This is a genomic window from bacterium (genome assembly GCA_035295165.1).
Classification (GTDB): Bacteria; Sysuimicrobiota; Sysuimicrobiia; order Sysuimicrobiales; family Segetimicrobiaceae; genus JAJPIA01.
This window is the reverse complement of record DATGJN010000116.1, coordinates 66,311-81,494: the sequence shown is the minus strand read 5'-3', so window position 1 is coordinate 81,494 and position 15,184 is coordinate 66,311. Positions and strand designations below refer to the sequence as shown.

The window sequence follows — 15,184 nt, the reverse complement described above, 5'->3', positions numbered from 1 at the left end:
CCGGTGCGCGGGGGCGCCCGTATGGAACGTCGCGCATCACTCGTACCGGATCCTCGGATCGAGCAGGGTATACACGACGTCGGCGGCAAAGTTCGCGACGACGAACACCACCGTCACGTACAGCACCACGCCCTGCACGACCCCGTAGTCGCGTTGTTCGATGGCGTTGAGCAGCAGGGTGCCGACGCCCGGCCAATTGAACACCGACTCGGTGATGATCGCTCCTCCGAGCAACCCGCCGAACAGCAGCGCGAACGCGGTGATGACCGAGAGGAGCGCGTTCTTGAGGGCGTGGCGCAGAACGACCCTGGTCGCAGTGACCCCCTTTGCGAAGGCCGTCCGGATGTAGTCCTGCCGCAGCGCGTCCAACAAGCCGGCGCGGAGAAATCGCGCCAGCGGCGCCGCCAGTCCGATCCCGAGGGTGACGGCCGGCAGCGCCACGTGCCGCAGCGCGTCCCCCGCATCGACGCTCAGCGGCACGTACCCGGACGGCGGGAACCAATGGAGCCCCATCGCGAACGTCAGCAGCAACATCAGACCGAGCCAGAAACTGGGCAGGGCGACACCGAGCAGGGCAAACGTCGATGTGATCCCGTCCACGACGGATCCGGGCCGGGTGCCCCCAAGGATGCCGAGCGGCACGGCGACCGCGACGCCGACGAGCGCGGCGTCCACCGTGAGGAGCAGCGTCGCAGGGAACCGGCGCTGGATCAACGACAGCGCGGGCTGCTTCGATAGCCACGACACGCCGAAGTCGCCGCGCGCCGCGTCACGCAGCCAGCGTGCGTATTGGACGTAGATCGGTCGGTCGAGGCCCATCTCGTGGCGCAGCCGCGCAAGCCCTTGCGGGGTGGCTTCCGTGCCCATCTGCATCGCGGCCGGATCCCCCGGGACGAGTCGGATCACCGCAAAGATGATGGCCGAAACGAGAAAGAGCAGGACGACGGTCTCGAGCGCGCGCCGGCCGAGGTACCGAGACATCCGCCTGCGACCCGGACCTCCGACTCGCGACCCTCCGGGTTACCCGCTCCACGCCCACGGTTGATACAGCGCGGGCGTGCTGTTCGGCAGCAGCGTGAGGTCTCTGACCTTGTCGTTCGCGGCCCAGGCGTTCTCGATCGACTGCATCTTGATCAGCGGCACGTCCTCGTCCAGCGCGATGCGCAGCAGCTGCGCGTACATCGTCCGCCGCGCCGCGCGGTCTCGGGTGGCCTTCGCCTTGTCGAACAGGGCCTCGACGGTGGGGTTGGAATAGCCCATGAAGTTGTTGCCCTGATCTTTGCGCAACACGCTGCTGAACAACCCGTCGGGATCGGCTTCCCGCGTGTACGAGCCGACGGTGAGGTCTGCGTTCTTCCCCACCCACACGTCCTGGACGTAGAGCCCGAAGTCCATGGTCTCGATGTCGAGCTGCACCCCGAGCGTGTTCCAGTCGTGCTGGATGATCTCAAAGGCCTTGCCGGCCCAATCCGGCTTGTTGAACAGACGCGCCTTCGCGCGCACGGGGAGCGCAGCCCCGGACGCATCCACCAGCTTCTTGGCCGCCCCGAGGTCGAACGCCGGGCATCCGAGATCCGTATAGGCCCAATGTCCCGGCGGAATTAGATTGCACCCTGGCTGTCCCGTGCCGAAGAACACGTTCTTGTTGATCGCCGCGCGATCGACCGCGTGCGCCAGCGCCTGCCGCAGCTTCACGTTGTCAAACGGCGGTCGGCGGATGTTGAAGTCGATACAGGCATAGGAGGCGGAAAAGTCCTGTCGCAGCAGGTGCAGCCCCGCGGTGGTCTGGATGTCCTTCCGCAGCTGTGCGGGGATGCTCGTCGCGACGTCGATCTGGCCCGACTTGAGGTTCGCGACCCGCGTGAGGTCCTCGGCGATGACGGTGGTTACAATCTCGTCCGGCAACTTGCCGAGCAGCGCCTGGTTCCAGTGCTTGGGAAACTTCCGGTAAGTGACGTGGTCACCGGGCACCCATTCCACGAACATATACGGTCCGGTCCCGACCGGCTTGGTTTCGATTTGGTCGACCGTCTTCGAATCGCAGATCGATACCGATGGAGCGGCCAGATTCGAGAAGAAACTTGCGTCCGGCTGTTTGAGCTTGATCTGAAACTCGTACGGGCCGGTCGCCTTGTAGGACTCCATCGAGACCATGTACCCGGCGAACCGCCCCTTCGGGCCGATCTCGGCGCCCCGGTGAAAGCTGTACGCCACGTCGTCCGCCGTGAGTTCACGCCCGCTGTGAAACAGCACCCCCCGCCTGATCTTGAACGTGTAGGTTACGTTGTCCGACGCGACCGTCCACGACTCCGCAATGTCGGCCAACGGGTTTTGCATCCCGCGGTCGTAGTTGACGAGGCGGCCGAAGATCAGCGTGGTGGCAAAGACGTCCACGGTCGCCTGGGCCACGCCGAAATCCAGCTTGACGATATCCTGATCGTATCCCACGCGCATCACGCGCGCGCCGGCGGACCGTCCCGCGCGGGTCCACAGCAGCGGGGTCGCGAATCCGAGCGCGGCGCCTGTCGCCGCGACCTTGAGCAACGAGCGGCGTGTGACGGGGCGGCCCGATGGCGTCGGCGCGACTCGTTCGCCTCGATGCCTCTTCACGCGTACCCCTCCCTCGTGACCCGGCGCGTCGTCGATCTGCCTGGTTCCTGAGTCGTTCGCCGCACAACGAGGCTTCCCTCCGGCTTGATCGCGCGAGCGGTGGCATCCCGACGCACGGGCCGCGCTTCGGCGTCGCGCCCGCGCCCGGGCGGGGCGCGCGAGGGCGTGGTGCGCCCGCGCCCAGTGTGCTACCATGGGTGCACGTTACCACCCTCGCCCACAAGGGGGTCGAAGATCATGGACCGTCGGTCGCTCCGGATACTGACGATGGGGATTCTGATCGGGGCGCTCTCGAGCGCAGTCGTGCTCGGAGCCCTCGCGGCGATCCGCGGAAGGAGCGCTGGCGCGGGCGTCCGGGGCGACCAGACGATGATTCTCACCGTGCGTTCCGTGCAGAATCAGGTGCCGGCTCAGTCCCCGTTTACGACCCCGCGAGAGTTCGTGCCCATTCCGAACCCGCGCAACGGCGATAGCATCGGGCCCGGGCAGCCGTCTCCGGGCGCCGGCGGGAACACTCCCGGATCGCAGCAACCCTCGGCCGGGGGCGGGGGGCAGGACTGCCCCGGCAAAGTGCTGTTCCTCTACCAGGGGCGCCTGTATCAGCTGAACCCGGGGCCGATGCCGCCAAACGGTGGGAATCCGGAGTTCTTCTTTATGCAGCCGTACCAGGGTCCGCAGATTCCGGGGTTCCCGGAACAGACCCCATCTCAGGGGCCGATCCCGGGGCTGCCGTCGATCCCGCCGACGTTCAAATTCTAGCCGCGTCAGCCCCGCCGCGAGGACGGGGGCGACGGTCGTCCGCGAAGCCCTCCGCGCGTGCGCCGCTCGGGGGGCTTCGTGCCGCGCCGGCGTCTATGGCCGCGCGTGCCCCGCGGCCATGGCGTCCGCCACAAACGCGGAGACGTCGGTCGCAAGCTTTTCCATCTCGGATTGGGACGTGTAGACCATGTGACCGCTTCCATAGTAGGTGCGGGTGATGTTGCCGCGCAGGGCCGCCCCGAGTTGGAGTTGGTTTAACGCGTAGTCGGTCCCGTAGTACGGGACGGTGAGATCGTAGACGCCGCGCGCGATCAGAACCTTCAGGGCGCCGTTTCGTTGCAACGCCTGGCGCAGGTCGTCGGTCACGTTGAGGAAGCCCGTGGCCCCGCCCGGGCCCCAATTCCACTCTCGGCCGACCCGGCTCGAGAGCGCCTCGTACGTCAGGTCGGTGTGATAGTCGAGTTCGCGTTTCGCATAGTCGTTGAACACGGGGCCGAGGGGCGACACGATCGCGTCGGTCGTGAATTGAGACCCGGCGCGCGGATCGAAGGCGATCCGACCGTCCAACGCACTGACCTGGAGGTGCTGGTCCTGCAGCAGTTCCCGCCTGAACACGCTTGGCAACAACCGCAGGTGGTTCGCCCGGATGACGTCTTCTGACACCCCCGTGTACCGGGACAGCGTTCTGGTGATTCGCCCCTGGGCCTCCTCGGCCAAGGCGTCGCCCTGGATCAGCGCGGGCAGATACTCGGTGATCGTCCACTGCTCGACCTCGCGCATCACCCCCTGGAGGTTGGCCTGAAGGGCCGTACTGAGCTTCTTGTGATACCAGGCCGTCGCCGTGTAGGTGGGGACATCCAACGCGTACGCGAGCGCCGTGCTGCGGCCCGGGTCGCGGAACTGCGTGTTGAGGGTTTCGAAGTCGATCACCGGGGAGATGAGAATGATCCCGTTGAGCGTGACGCCGAAGTCGCTCCCAAGCAGGCGGGCCAGGATGACGGCCCGGGTTCCCCCGTAGCTTTCGCCGGCGATGAACTTGGGCGAGGCTTCTCGGTGGTTGGCCGCGAGGTAGAGGCGGATGAACTCCGCGAACGACCGGGCATCGCCGGCCACTTGGTAGAACGTGCTGGCCGGTACGTCGGGCGCCGCGCTGCTGAACCCCGTTCCCACGGCGTCGATGAACACGAGATCGGTGAAGCCGAGCCACGTCGACGGGTTCTCCACCCAATGAGGCGGAGGCGGCAGCGGTGCGCCGCTGTCGGCCAACCGCACCCGCTTTGGCCCAACCGCGTCGAGGTGGAGCACGACGGATGCCGCGCCCGGGCCTCCGTTGAACACGAACATGATCGGACGCTTGCCCCGGTCAGGCACGTTCTGCCTGACATAGGCGACGAAGAACATGTCGGCCTGGATGTTGCCGGCGTCGTTCGTGATCTGCTCGTCGCCGGCGGTCGCCGTGTATCGGAGCGCCGTTCCCCCGATGGTGATGGAATGCGCCGTGACCGAGAGGTGGGGCCCAGCCGTCGCCGTGACGAGCGCCGCTGGGGCCGCGGCAGGCGCGGTGCCGCCGGCGGGCTCTCCCGTCAGAATCGGTGCCAGGGCGACCTGGGCCACCAGGATCCAGACGACCGCGCCATGCCGAGTAAACCATTTCATGGGTGTGCCTCCGTGACGACTCCTACAGGGCCGGCCCCGGCACGGTTCCGGCCGCTGCGGCGTTCACGTCCGTTCTCCGCGTGCGATCCTGGCGCGGTGCCGCGTGGCGTAGTAGGCGCACCACCTCCGTACCGGGCAGAGTTCGCAGCGCGGCGCCCGTGCCGTGCAGACCTCGCGTCCATGGCGGATCAGGAGGAGGTGGAACGGGCCGCGGCGCGCGGGCCGGACCAGCGCGTCCATCCAGTCGTGCGCCTGTTCCGCGGACAATCTGGCGGGGATTAGGCCGATGCGCGTCCCGATGCGGTAGACGTGCGTGTCGACGGCGAACGACGGTTTCCCCAGCCCGAAGACCAGGACGATCGCCGCCGTCTTGGGCCCAACGCCGTCGAGACTTAGCAGCCACGCCTTGGCCCGCGCGGCGGGCCAGCGGCGCAGGAACGCCAGGGACAGCGTGCCCCGTTCCTCCGCGAGGCGCCGGAGCACCGCCTGGATCCTCGGCGCCTTGCGGGCGCTCAGGCCCGCCGGGCGGATCGCATCGATCACGGCCCGCAGCGGAGCGGTGCACACGGCCGTCCACGTCGGGAACTGCGCGCGCAGGCGGGCGAACGCGCGACGCGTGTTCGTGTCGCTCGTGTGTTGCGAGATGATCGTGGCGATCAGCGTGCCGAGCGCATCGCGCCGGTCCCGCCGGCGAATCCGGCCGTAGCGGGCCTCGAGCGCCCGATCGACCCGCGCGACGTCGCGTCGCCGTGCGGCGGGGGCGCGTGCGCGCGTTGTGTCCGCGGGCGCGCGCCCCGGGCTCAATCGCGGCACATGTACCTCCTGCGGGAGCGCCTCGTGCTACCGTTCATCCCGGGATCGAAGCCTCCCTTCGCGCCGATCGGATGACCGGGCGGCGAGGGGGTGACCCGCACGCCGCCGTCACCGCGCTGACGCCGCCGATGGCCACGGGTCTCCCTCAGGGGCCGTCGACGCGGCGCCGGCTCGTGACACGAGAGTGACGATGTTGTTGTACTTTTATAGTGGATCGGAACCTCGGAGCCGCGCGTGCCGGCGCGCATACGCGGTGTCCGTATCGGGGTGAGGACGATGCGTCGGATGCTTGGCGTGTTGATCGTGGCGGCGCTCGCCGGCGCCGCGACGCTGCTGCCGGCGTCACCGGCTCGGGCCGATGGGCCCACCACGTTTGTGGTCTTTACTCCGCCGACCGGATCCCTCGCAGGGCCACCCGTGCCGTTGGTCGCCGGCCCGGTTCCCGTCGGGACGATTCCGAGCACGACCGGGAGCGCTCCGGGCGCGTCCGCGCTCCCGCCCGTCATGCTGCTCGCCGCAAATCCCCAAACCGGTGCGTACGTGGTCCAGGTCGGCACCACGACGCCGTCGCTGCCGGGCGTGACGCTGTACGGCCCGCAGGTCCTGGTTCCGTCGGTTCCGGTGCCTGGGCAGAACCCGGTGCTCGTGTTGACCGGCTTGCTGCAGAGCGCGCTCCCGGCCGGGACCTATATCGTGTTGCCGGTCCACTAGGCCATCGGTATCCGAACGGCCGCGCGCGTCATCGGCGGCCTATTGGACGGTTCCGGAGACCGAACCGCGATCGCCGTCACAGGGAGTGCCGGACTGCAGTGCCACGTACGTCCCCGACACGTCGTTTCCGGTCACCCTTAACGAAAAGCTGATGCGCGCGACGCCGTCGCTGTACCCGGTGAGCGAGTACGTGCTGGCGCCCGTGTCCCCTCCGGACGATCCGAGGAGTTGCAGCGCAGGGTAGCAGGCCGTGCCCGTCAGCATCGCGGTTCCGAGCACGGTCGGTCCCCGCTGAGACAGCGACGCGGTGATGGACCCGCGCTCGGCTCCCTGCTGGCTCGTCCACTCGCCGGACCACGTCCGCGCCGCGCCGGGAGCCAGTGCCGGTGGTGTGGGAGGGGCGGCGTTGGTTGGCGGCGCGGTTGTCCCGCCGAAGCGAGAGATCACAGATCGGAGGAGGTCCTCGATCGCGCCGCCGGGGACGATGCCGGCGGTGAATCCCGCGGTGGCGCCGCGCACCGTGGCGACGCTCACCACGATGCCGACCAGGTTGCCTTCGAGATCGATCACCGCGGAGCCGCTGGTGCCCGGCGAGGTCGGCAGGACCACCGTGTACTCCCCGGACTCATCGGAGAAGACGATCCCGGAGGACACGACGGGAGGGCCGCCGCCCGCGGACAACATCGAGAGGACGGGGATCCGCTGGTCGCGCCCGAAGCTGCGGTAGACTTGGCACGCCGCGCAATCCGCAAAGGCCGTCGGGACGTCCGTGTACGAGACGAGCAGGACGACGACGTCCGATGTGTCCGCCCCCGCGAGCCGTTCGACGTCGCCGTCCGTGCCATTTGCGTACGCCACCTGAATGGTGACACCCAGCTGGTCCATCGACGTCGCGGACGAAATGGGCGTCGAGGCGAGATCGTCGATGCAGTGCTTCGCGGTGACCACGTACGCGGCGTTGTCGCTCACGCCGGCGACGAAGCCCTGGCAGAGTCCTTGCTGCCCCCGGCTTGCGTTCTCGACGTGGATCTCCGCGGTGATTCCTCGCAGCAGGTCGGCGGCCGGCGTGGACTGGGCCAACACCGGCGATCCGGCGACAAGACAGATCACGGCAACGATCAATGCCCCGCGCATCGCCCCTCCCCGGTGACGCAACCAGCGTTCCACCGCGTCACCCGTGCGCGCGCCGCCGTACAATTCTCGCGGGCGTGGAGATGTTCCTCGGGTCTGGAGCGGGGCGCGCAGCGCGCCGTGGGGTCACCCGCCCGACGCGGGGTTCCGGTCCGGGGCGTTCCCGCGGCGCAGGAATAGGACAAGCGGCAGGCAGAGCAGGGAGATCCAGCCCAAGACCCCAAACGCGTATCCGTAACCGACAACGGAGGCCTGCTGAGCGATGAGACGCTCCAGCGCCATCAGCGCCCGCCAGTGCGCGGTCGTGGGGTCGCTCCCGCGGTGCAGGAACGCCGTCTGGTAGGCGGTCCACCACCGCATGAAGATGGGATTGGAGATCGACGCGTAGCGGACGAGGTTCACGCTCGCGGTCGTGGTCCGGTGATCCACGAGCGTGATCGCGATCGCCGTGCCGAAACTGCTGCCGAGCTGGCGCAGCAAGCTGTTCATCCCCGTGGCGCTCTGCATCTGTGCGCGGGGGATCGTCGACAGCGACGTCGTCGTGAGCGAAACAAACACGAACGCCGAGCCAAGGCCCTGGATGAACTGCGGCAACAGCAGCTGCGCCGAGCCGCTGCCGAGGTTGAAGAAGGCCATCTCGAAGCACGAGACCGCGCTGAGGACGATGCCGATCGTGAGCATCACGTAGACGCCGACCGAATTGTAGAGCGCCCCCAGGATGGGCATCGCGAGTACCATCGTGAGCGCCCGCGGCATCACGGTCAGGCCGGATCGCGTCGGGCTATAGCCGAGGACGTTCTGCAGGAACAACGGGAGGAGGATCAGGCTCCCGAATCTCGTCAGGCTCACGATCCCGCCGATGAACGTGCCGGCGGCAAACGACACGTTTCGAAGAATCCGAAGGTTGACCGCCGGCTCGGGGACGCGCAGCTCCCACAGGATAAACGCGGTGAGGGCCACGACCGCGACCGCCGACAGCGCCACGATGAACCCGCTCTGAAACCACCCGTTCTGTTCTCCCTGCTCGAGGACGATCTGCATCGCCGCCAGCCCGATTGCCATGAGGCCGATCCCGACCCCGTCCAACTTCCGGAGCCCGCGCCCGCGCATGTACGGAGGGTCGACGATGAACTGGGTGCCGAGGAGGAGGCCCGCGATGCCCACCGGGATGTTCACGAAGAAGATCCACGGCCAGGAGAGCGTTTCGGTGATCCATCCGCCGAGGGTCGGTCCCACCGCCGGCCCCAACAGCACGATCATGCCGTAGAAGGCCATTGCCTGTCCCTGTTCTTCCACGGGGAACGTCTCGCGCATGATCGCCTGGGCCGTAGGTTGAAGCGCACCCCCGCCGAGCCCCTGCAGCACCCGGAACGTGATCAGGGCGCCCAACGTCCGGGAGAGGCCGCACATCAGCGACGCGCCGGTGAAGATGCTGATGGCGGCCAGGAACATGCGCTTCCGGCCGAGGATCGACGACACCCACGCGGTCAGCGGCATCGTGATGACCAGCGTGATGAGGTACGAGGTCGTGATCCACGCCACCTCGTGCGTCGTGACCCCGTATGCCGATTGAATGTGCGCGAGCGACACCGTGACCACGCTGGTGTCGATCGATGCCATCATCGACCCCGAGAGGACCGAGGCGGCGACTACCCACTTTCCGGGATGTGCCAGGCGGTCGCCGCCTGCGGCCGTTGCGACTGCGGCCACCGGGCTGCCTCCCCGTCGACTGCGCGACACGACGGACGCTCTCGGGCCGAAGCGTCCGTCACCGATGCAGTATTCCCGGTGCGGGCCCGGAGCCCTCCGCGGTGTGGCCGGAGCAGGGTGACGGCCTAGTGGTCTCGGTGGATCGGGTCAGACGCGGACGGGGTAGCGGTGGCGCTGGGGTGGTGGTCGTCCAACATGATGCTGACGACTTTTGCGTCAAGCAGATCCGGACCGTAGAGGCGCACGGCATCCTTGATGACGTTCGACACCATGGCGGTGGTAATGTCGCAGCGGTCGGTCTGGGAGACCGCCTCAAGCTCTATCGTGATTCGGTATTTCTGAACCGACATGCCGGGCAGACCTCCGTTCCGTCCTGACCGGACACCATCAGCAGCATAGCCCGGCTAGCGCGCGTCGACACACTGTCAGGAGAATGAAACTCGGGATCGATCGGGTGTTCCTCCCGCGCGGCAGACGTCCCGACGGCGCGGCCCCACTACCGCCGCCGAACGATCGACGGGATGGCTCGTTCATCCGAGCGAGATGCCGGACGCGGTCGTGCGGGGCGCATCGCCAGAGCGGCGATGGGTGTCGCGGCGCGCGAGGAGCGCGCTCCCGAGCGTGGCACCCATCATCGGGGAAGCGGCGCCCAGCGTACCCGCACGCCGGGAAGCGTGCTGAGGACCTTGGCGTACCCGAGGACGTTCAGGCCCTCGGGAATGGTCCCCGCGCATGTCCACGTTCCCTTGGATTCTTCGGCGATCGTGCCGTCGCTGCGGAGGATGAAGTGCTCGGTGTCGCGCACCCACCATTCGAGCAGTGCGTACATACTGGCCTCCAAACGTGCCTACCCTTATCTTGCCTGGGCGGCGGCCGGGTTGTCCGGTATCGTTTGAACCAAATGACGCCTATCGTTGTGCCGAAACGTCTCGCCCACCGGAGGCGGCGGCCGGCTCGCGGGCGCACGCGCGTCTTACGCGTGACGATGATGGGCATCACAGTAAGTCGGAGCCGTCCCTCGGTCGGGGGACGGAGATCGAACGAGTCCCCCCAGGTATCGATTCGACACGCGAGAGATGAGCATGGGAGATCAAGAGAGTCCACGACACGTACTTCCGGAGATCTCGGTGGTGAAGCGCCGGGCCTACCTGGTGGCGATGCTGGCCGGGATGGGGGGCGGTTTGCTGGAGTGGATCGACCGGACGCCGTCCAGCGGGATCACCAGTCCGATCCTGTTGCTGTGGGCGATCGCGTGGACGTGGGCCCTGTGGCGCAATCACCTGACGGTGGTGCGATTCGAGTTGGGATCGTTTGTGCTCCTCACCCTCTTCACCGGGGCGAAGTTCGTGGACGCGTTGTGGGCCAGCGATAGCCTGGCGGCCGCACACCAGGCGCTGCTTGCGTCCGGGTACGCGTGGCTCGTCGTCCTCGCGATCGTCGCGTATTTGTTCTTCGACGCGCGCACGGGCCTGTGGACAACCGCCGCGATCACGGCCGTCATCGCGGGCGTGGGGGTGGCTCGGTTTCTCAGCGGCGGGGCGAACGTCAGCGATCTCGCGGGGTTCCTGGACTTCGAGCGATTCATGCTGTATATCGGCACCGTCGTTGCGATGCTGTACGCACTGGCCTTCGTGAAGACGCACCTCGCGGAGGCGCACGAACTGACGGAGCAACTAACCCAACTCGCCTACCTCGACGAGTTGACCGGCGTGGCGAACCGCCGGCACCTCGCCGAGACCTTGGACGTGGAGATCGCACGCGCGGCGCGCTACGGGCACCCGCTGTCGGTCATCCAGTTTGACCTCGACCGGTTCAAGCAACTGAACGACACGTACGGGCACGCGGCCGGCGACGCCGTGTTGAAGGAGACGGTCCGGAGGATACGGCGGCAGCTACGCTTGGGCGACCTGCTCGGCCGGTGGGGCGGCGAGGAGTTTCTCGTGCTGCTGCCCGAGACCGCGCTGTCGCAGGCGCTGGCCGTGGCCGACCGCATGCGCCGGGCGATGAGTACCCGCTACCAGGAGCGGGTGGCGCGGGTGACGGCGAGCTTCGGCGTGACCGCGTATCGCCTGGGAGACACGGCGGCGAGTGTCGTCGAGCGGACGGACGAGGCATTGTACCGAGCCAAGGCCGAAGGCCGCGACCGGGTCGAGGTCGTGACGGACAATCGGACGCCGGAGTCGGGGGGCGCGCGGTCGGGCGAACCGGCGCCGCTGCAGCGCGGCGCGTCCTAGATCGGTCCGTGGCGGCCGCGTTACTTGACGACGAGCAAGGCCGTCACCGTTCCCTGTTGCTCGCCCGCGGCGCAGACGACCGTGACTGGCCAGGTGCCCGGCGTGGTGGCTGAGCCGACGCGCCACGTCCAGGCCACGCGCCCTTTGGCGTCCGCGTTCTTCGGCGCCAGCCCGGCGGCGTGGCTCGGCCCGGACTTGTATGCCACGCCGACGAGGCAGTGCGCTCCCGGCGCGGTCTGCACGACGATGGTCGCGTCGTGCCCGGGGCCGACCGGCGAGGTGAGAGAAACGAGTACGACGTCAATGCGCTGCGCATCCGCCAGGCGGACGATTCCGACCAGGGCAATCGTCTCGAGCATCGCAGAAACTCGCCACGGGCTCCGCATGTCGTTACGCTCCCCGACGCCGTAGTGTCGCGCGTCGCGTCGTTCGTGGATGCGGCCGGTGACTTCCTGCGGCGCGTCCTTGCGTGCGGCGCTCGCATTCCGGCCGTTCCATTTTGCGGCAGGAGAATCGGCGTTGCCGTCGAACCCGCCGAGACAATCACGCGCGCGTGTGAGTCATGGTGCCGCGGGGGGGTGACCACCTTGTGGACCAGGCCGAGGTTCGCAGAGACCTCACTCTACGCTGAAACCGCGGCGTACGTTTCCACTGCGTAGTTCCGTATAGCCACGGGATCGGTCGGCTCCGACCGGTCCCGCAGTGTTTTGTGGGTGTGCGTCCCTTTGGGGATGGCTGTGGGTGGTGCGATGCCCCAGTGGAACAGCGATCGCCCATATCGTCGAGTTTCCCGTGCGGGCCGAATCGCGGCGCATGCGCAACGGTCGTTTGCCGATGCTCCAGGTGCGGATCCGATGACGTCGCGTCGGATCTCGTCGGTGCGCCCCTGCAGCTCGCCCGCCCGATGCCCGAAATGTCATCCCCGCGGGCCTCGCCGTGTCTTGCGTGCGCCGGCTCCTCGACGTGGCTGGGGAGTGGGGCGCGTGCTGCGTCGGCTGGCCAGCGCTCTCGACGAGTTCCTCGACGGATGCGAGGCCGATGGAGCGTTCGTGCCGGTGTGCCGGCACGAACCTGAGATACGCGCGAGTGAACCCTAATAGTGAACCCTAATGACGAGGAGGGAGGCGGAGGATGAAGCGCGGGTGGCTAGGGGTGGCTCTGTGGACAATGATCGCCGCTGCGGTGCTGCTCGTCGCGCCGCAAGGACCGTCTCAAAACGTGGTCCGGGCTCAGGGCTCGATGCCCGACTCGACGGCGCTGCTCAGCGCCGCCAACGATGCGAACACCTGGCTGATGTACGGACATGACTACTCGAACGACCGGTACTCTGCCCTGGACCAGATCAACACGTCCAACGTGTCATCCTTGGTGCCACGCTGGATCTTCCAGACCGGGGTGGTCGCGTCGTTCGAGACGACGCCCGTCGTGTCCAACGGTGTCATGTACATCACGACGGCGTACGATCATCTCTTCGCGCTGAACGCCACGACCGGGTCCCTCCTCTGGCGGTATGACCCGAAGCTCACGACCACCATCTTTTGCTGCGGCCCGGTCAACCGGGGTGTGGCCCTTGCGTACGGGACGGTCTACCTGGCGACCCTGGACGCCCGGCTGATCGCGCTCGACGCCGCGACGGGCAAGGTGAAATGGCAAAAGCAGATCGCGGATCCCACGGCCGGATACAGCGAGACGATGGCGCCGATCGTGTACCGAAACCTGGTCATCATTGGCATGTCCGGCGCGGAGTACGGGATTCGGGGGTTCGTGACCGCGTACGATGCCCACACCGGCGCGGTGCTGTGGCGATGGTACACGATTCCCTCGACGGGCTGGGAAGGCAAGTGGTCGACGACGACGCCGGAGGGTGAGCCGCTGCACCGGAACATCTCGGCCGAGAAGGCGGCGTGGCCGAAGTATAAGAACGCGTGGCAGCGAGGCGGCGGCTCGATGTGGATGACTCCGGCGATCGACCCACAACTCAACATGCTCTATATGGGAATCGGGAACCCCTCGCCGGACCTCGACGGCGGGATCCGGCCCGGCGACAATCTCTACACCGAGTCGATCGTGGCCGTCAACGCCGCGACGGGACGGCTCGCCTGGTACTACCAGGAAGTCCCGCACGACGTCTGGGATCTCGACCAGGTCAGCCCGCCGCTTCTGTTCAACGTGACGGTGAACGGTCAGACGATTCCCGCAGTGGGAGCCGCGGGCAAGACCGGGTGGTTCTACGTGTTGGACCGGCGCACCGGGGCGCGGATCCTGCGGAGCCAGGGGTTCGTGCGGCACGAGAACCTCTTCGCGCAACCCACAGCGCAGGGCGTCCGGATGCTGCCCGGGGCGAACGGCGGGACCGAGTGGAGCCCGACGTCGTACAGTCCGCAGACGCAGAACGTCTACGTGGCCGCGCTGGAGCAACCGATGACGTACGCCACCCACTTTGCGCCGTTCCAACAGGGCCGGTTGTGGTTGGGCAGCGCGTTCGTCAGCATCCCCGGCGAGCGGCAGTACGGGACGTTTACCGCGATCGACGTCAACACCGGAAAGATCACCTGGCAGAAGCAGATTGCCCAGCCGATGATGGGCGGCTCGCTGGCGACGGCCGGGGGCTTGGTCTTCACCGGCGAGGGGAACGGGCACTTCGACGCGTTCGACGCGAAGACCGGCCAACAACTGTGGCAGTTCCAGGCCGGCGCCGGCGTGAACGCCGCGCCGATGGCCTTCGCGCTCGGCGGGCAGGAGTACATCGCGGTCGCCGCCGGCGGCAACTTCCAGCTCAGCTACCCGTACGGCGACGCGTTGCTCGTGTTCGGCCTGCCGCCGCGGTAGCATCGCCATCGCAGTGGTCTGGGGCTCTCGGCAAGTCGCATCTCCGCGGCTTGCCGAGGGGCGGCACTGTGGTGCCGGCGTGTCGGCGGACCCCGGTGTGCAACGAGGCGGAGGCCCCGCGTGCAAGACTGGCCCGGGGGATGATAGGGAGGGACCTTGGGATGCACCGCGTGAGCTGTGCGGGGCTGCTCCTGCGCGCGGCGCTTGTGCTGGCGTGCTGGGCGTGGGCGGCCGAGGCGCCGCTGGCGCATGCCGCCCCGGTGCCGTCGTGGATGCACGTCGACGCGGCGCACAAGCGGGTTTCGTTCACCGTGATCGCGGCCCAGGGGGGCGCCAATGGGACGCTCAACTTCAACGGGTACGCTGCGGGTAATCTGACCGTCACCGTCCCGGTCGGGTGGGGGGTCCACATCGACTTCACGAACAGCGGCGCCGGGGCGCTGCCCCACAGCCTCGAGGTGATCCGCGCGCCGAGCAAGATGCCCCCGCAGGGGATTGCCCCGGCGATCCCGGAAGCGGAAACCCGAAATCTGGTCGAAGGGATTCCTCCGCAACAGGGAGACACCGTGGATTTCACCGCGGCGCCCGCCGGTCAGTACCTCTGGTTCTGCGGAGTGCCAAGCCACGGACTCTCGGGCATGTGGACCCGCTTCATCGTATCGAGCAGCGTCTCGCGTCCGACGGTAACCACGAAATAGCGAGCCGTTCACGCACGGCTCGCTCCAGTCAGG

At 67.8% G+C, this 15,184-nt stretch carries 14 protein-coding genes; 5 read left to right on the top strand and 9 right to left on the bottom strand.

Annotated features, from left to right (window positions below; translation table 11 throughout):
- Positions 1-36: 36 nt before the first annotated feature.
- Together VKZ50_21070 and VKZ50_21065 are read right to left on the bottom strand one after the other, a co-directional pair.
- Positions 37-981: an ABC transporter permease gene (locus VKZ50_21070; protein ID HLJ62221.1), complete on the bottom strand. Its 945-nt coding sequence runs from the start codon at positions 979-981 to the stop codon at positions 37-39.
- 39 nt (positions 982-1,020) lie between these two features.
- The gene (locus VKZ50_21065) at positions 1,021-2,610 is read right to left on the bottom strand and encodes an ABC transporter substrate-binding protein (protein HLJ62220.1); all 1,590 of its coding nucleotides are present in this window, start codon (positions 2,608-2,610) and stop codon (positions 1,021-1,023) included.
- 237 nt (positions 2,611-2,847) lie between these two features.
- Between VKZ50_21065 and VKZ50_21060 the strand changes: the two genes are divergently transcribed.
- Entirely contained in the window at positions 2,848-3,369 is a 522-nt protein-coding gene (locus tag VKZ50_21060; protein HLJ62219.1) for a hypothetical protein, read from the top strand.
- A gap of 93 nt (positions 3,370-3,462) precedes the next feature.
- Here VKZ50_21060 and VKZ50_21055 read toward each other — a convergent pair whose 3' ends face one another.
- Together VKZ50_21055 and nth are read right to left on the bottom strand one after the other, a co-directional pair.
- On the bottom strand, positions 3,463-5,025 hold the full coding sequence (locus VKZ50_21055) for a peptidase S10 (protein ID HLJ62218.1): 1,563 nt from the start codon (positions 5,023-5,025) through the stop codon (positions 3,463-3,465).
- Positions 5,026-5,088: 63 nt separating this feature from the next.
- Positions 5,089-5,838, bottom strand: coding sequence for an endonuclease III (gene nth, locus VKZ50_21050; protein ID HLJ62217.1), 750 nt, complete (start codon positions 5,836-5,838; stop codon positions 5,089-5,091).
- 276 nt (positions 5,839-6,114) lie between these two features.
- Here nth and VKZ50_21045 point away from each other — a divergent pair, with 276 nt between their 5' ends.
- The gene (locus VKZ50_21045) at positions 6,115-6,549 is read left to right on the top strand and encodes a hypothetical protein (GenBank protein HLJ62216.1); all 435 of its coding nucleotides are present in this window, start codon (positions 6,115-6,117) and stop codon (positions 6,547-6,549) included.
- Positions 6,550-6,588: 39 nt separating this feature from the next.
- Here the strand turns inward: VKZ50_21045 and VKZ50_21040 are convergent, their stop codons facing one another.
- From VKZ50_21040 to VKZ50_21025, 4 genes are all read right to left on the bottom strand, one after another.
- Complete coding sequence (locus VKZ50_21040; protein HLJ62215.1) at positions 6,589-7,683, bottom strand: trypsin-like peptidase domain-containing protein; 1,095 nt, start codon at positions 7,681-7,683, stop codon at positions 6,589-6,591.
- 123 nt (positions 7,684-7,806) lie between these two features.
- Positions 7,807-9,390, bottom strand: coding sequence for a DHA2 family efflux MFS transporter permease subunit (locus VKZ50_21035; GenBank protein ID HLJ62214.1), 1,584 nt, complete (start codon positions 9,388-9,390; stop codon positions 7,807-7,809).
- A 125-nt stretch (positions 9,391-9,515) separates the two neighbouring features.
- Positions 9,516-9,740 (bottom strand): hypothetical protein, encoded by a 225-nt coding sequence (locus VKZ50_21030; GenBank protein ID HLJ62213.1) that lies wholly within the window; start codon positions 9,738-9,740, stop codon positions 9,516-9,518.
- Positions 9,741-10,021: 281 nt separating this feature from the next.
- A complete protein-coding gene (locus VKZ50_21025) occupies positions 10,022-10,219 on the bottom strand; it encodes a hypothetical protein (GenBank protein ID HLJ62212.1) in 198 nt (65 codons plus the stop codon).
- A 298-nt stretch (positions 10,220-10,517) separates the two neighbouring features.
- On the opposite strand from VKZ50_21025, the gene VKZ50_21020 reads away from it, so the two are divergent.
- Positions 10,518-11,624 carry a GGDEF domain-containing protein gene (locus tag VKZ50_21020; protein ID HLJ62211.1) on the top strand — a complete coding sequence of 369 codons (1,107 nt, stop codon included), beginning with the start codon at positions 10,518-10,520 and terminating at the stop codon, positions 11,622-11,624.
- Between the two features lie 20 nt (positions 11,625-11,644).
- Here the strand turns inward: VKZ50_21020 and VKZ50_21015 are convergent, their stop codons facing one another.
- Positions 11,645-11,983 (bottom strand): hypothetical protein, encoded by a 339-nt coding sequence (locus tag VKZ50_21015; protein HLJ62210.1) that lies wholly within the window; start codon positions 11,981-11,983, stop codon positions 11,645-11,647.
- Between the two features lie 772 nt (positions 11,984-12,755).
- Between VKZ50_21015 and VKZ50_21010 the strand changes: the two genes are divergently transcribed.
- Positions 12,756-14,453, top strand: coding sequence for a PQQ-dependent dehydrogenase, methanol/ethanol family (locus VKZ50_21010; GenBank protein ID HLJ62209.1), 1,698 nt, complete (start codon positions 12,756-12,758; stop codon positions 14,451-14,453).
- Positions 14,454-14,614: 161 nt separating this feature from the next.
- On the top strand, positions 14,615-15,151 hold the full coding sequence (locus tag VKZ50_21005; GenBank protein HLJ62208.1) for a sulfocyanin-like copper-binding protein: 537 nt from the start codon (positions 14,615-14,617) through the stop codon (positions 15,149-15,151).
- Positions 15,152-15,184: the final 33 nt, after the last annotated feature.

Excerpts from the sequence above, each read along its gene's own strand:
- VKZ50_21070 (HLJ62221.1), bottom strand. The coding sequence starts at position 981 with ATGTCTCGGTACCTCGGCCGGCGCGCGCTCGAGACCGTCGTCCTGCTC.
- VKZ50_21060 (HLJ62219.1), top strand. The coding sequence starts at position 2,848 with ATGGACCGTCGGTCGCTCCGGATACTGACGATGGGGATTCTGATCGGG.
- VKZ50_21055 (HLJ62218.1), bottom strand. The coding sequence starts at position 5,025 with ATGAAATGGTTTACTCGGCATGGCGCGGTCGTCTGGATCCTGGTGGCC.
- VKZ50_21045 (HLJ62216.1), top strand. The coding sequence starts at position 6,115 with ATGCGTCGGATGCTTGGCGTGTTGATCGTGGCGGCGCTCGCCGGCGCC.
- VKZ50_21040 (HLJ62215.1), bottom strand. The coding sequence starts at position 7,683 with ATGCGCGGGGCATTGATCGTTGCCGTGATCTGTCTTGTCGCCGGATCG.
- VKZ50_21030 (HLJ62213.1), bottom strand. The coding sequence starts at position 9,740 with ATGTCGGTTCAGAAATACCGAATCACGATAGAGCTTGAGGCGGTCTCC.
- VKZ50_21025 (HLJ62212.1), bottom strand. The coding sequence starts at position 10,219 with ATGTACGCACTGCTCGAATGGTGGGTGCGCGACACCGAGCACTTCATC.
- VKZ50_21015 (HLJ62210.1), bottom strand. The coding sequence starts at position 11,983 with ATGCTCGAGACGATTGCCCTGGTCGGAATCGTCCGCCTGGCGGATGCG.
- VKZ50_21010 (HLJ62209.1), top strand. The coding sequence starts at position 12,756 with ATGAAGCGCGGGTGGCTAGGGGTGGCTCTGTGGACAATGATCGCCGCT.
- VKZ50_21005 (HLJ62208.1), top strand. The coding sequence starts at position 14,615 with ATGCACCGCGTGAGCTGTGCGGGGCTGCTCCTGCGCGCGGCGCTTGTG.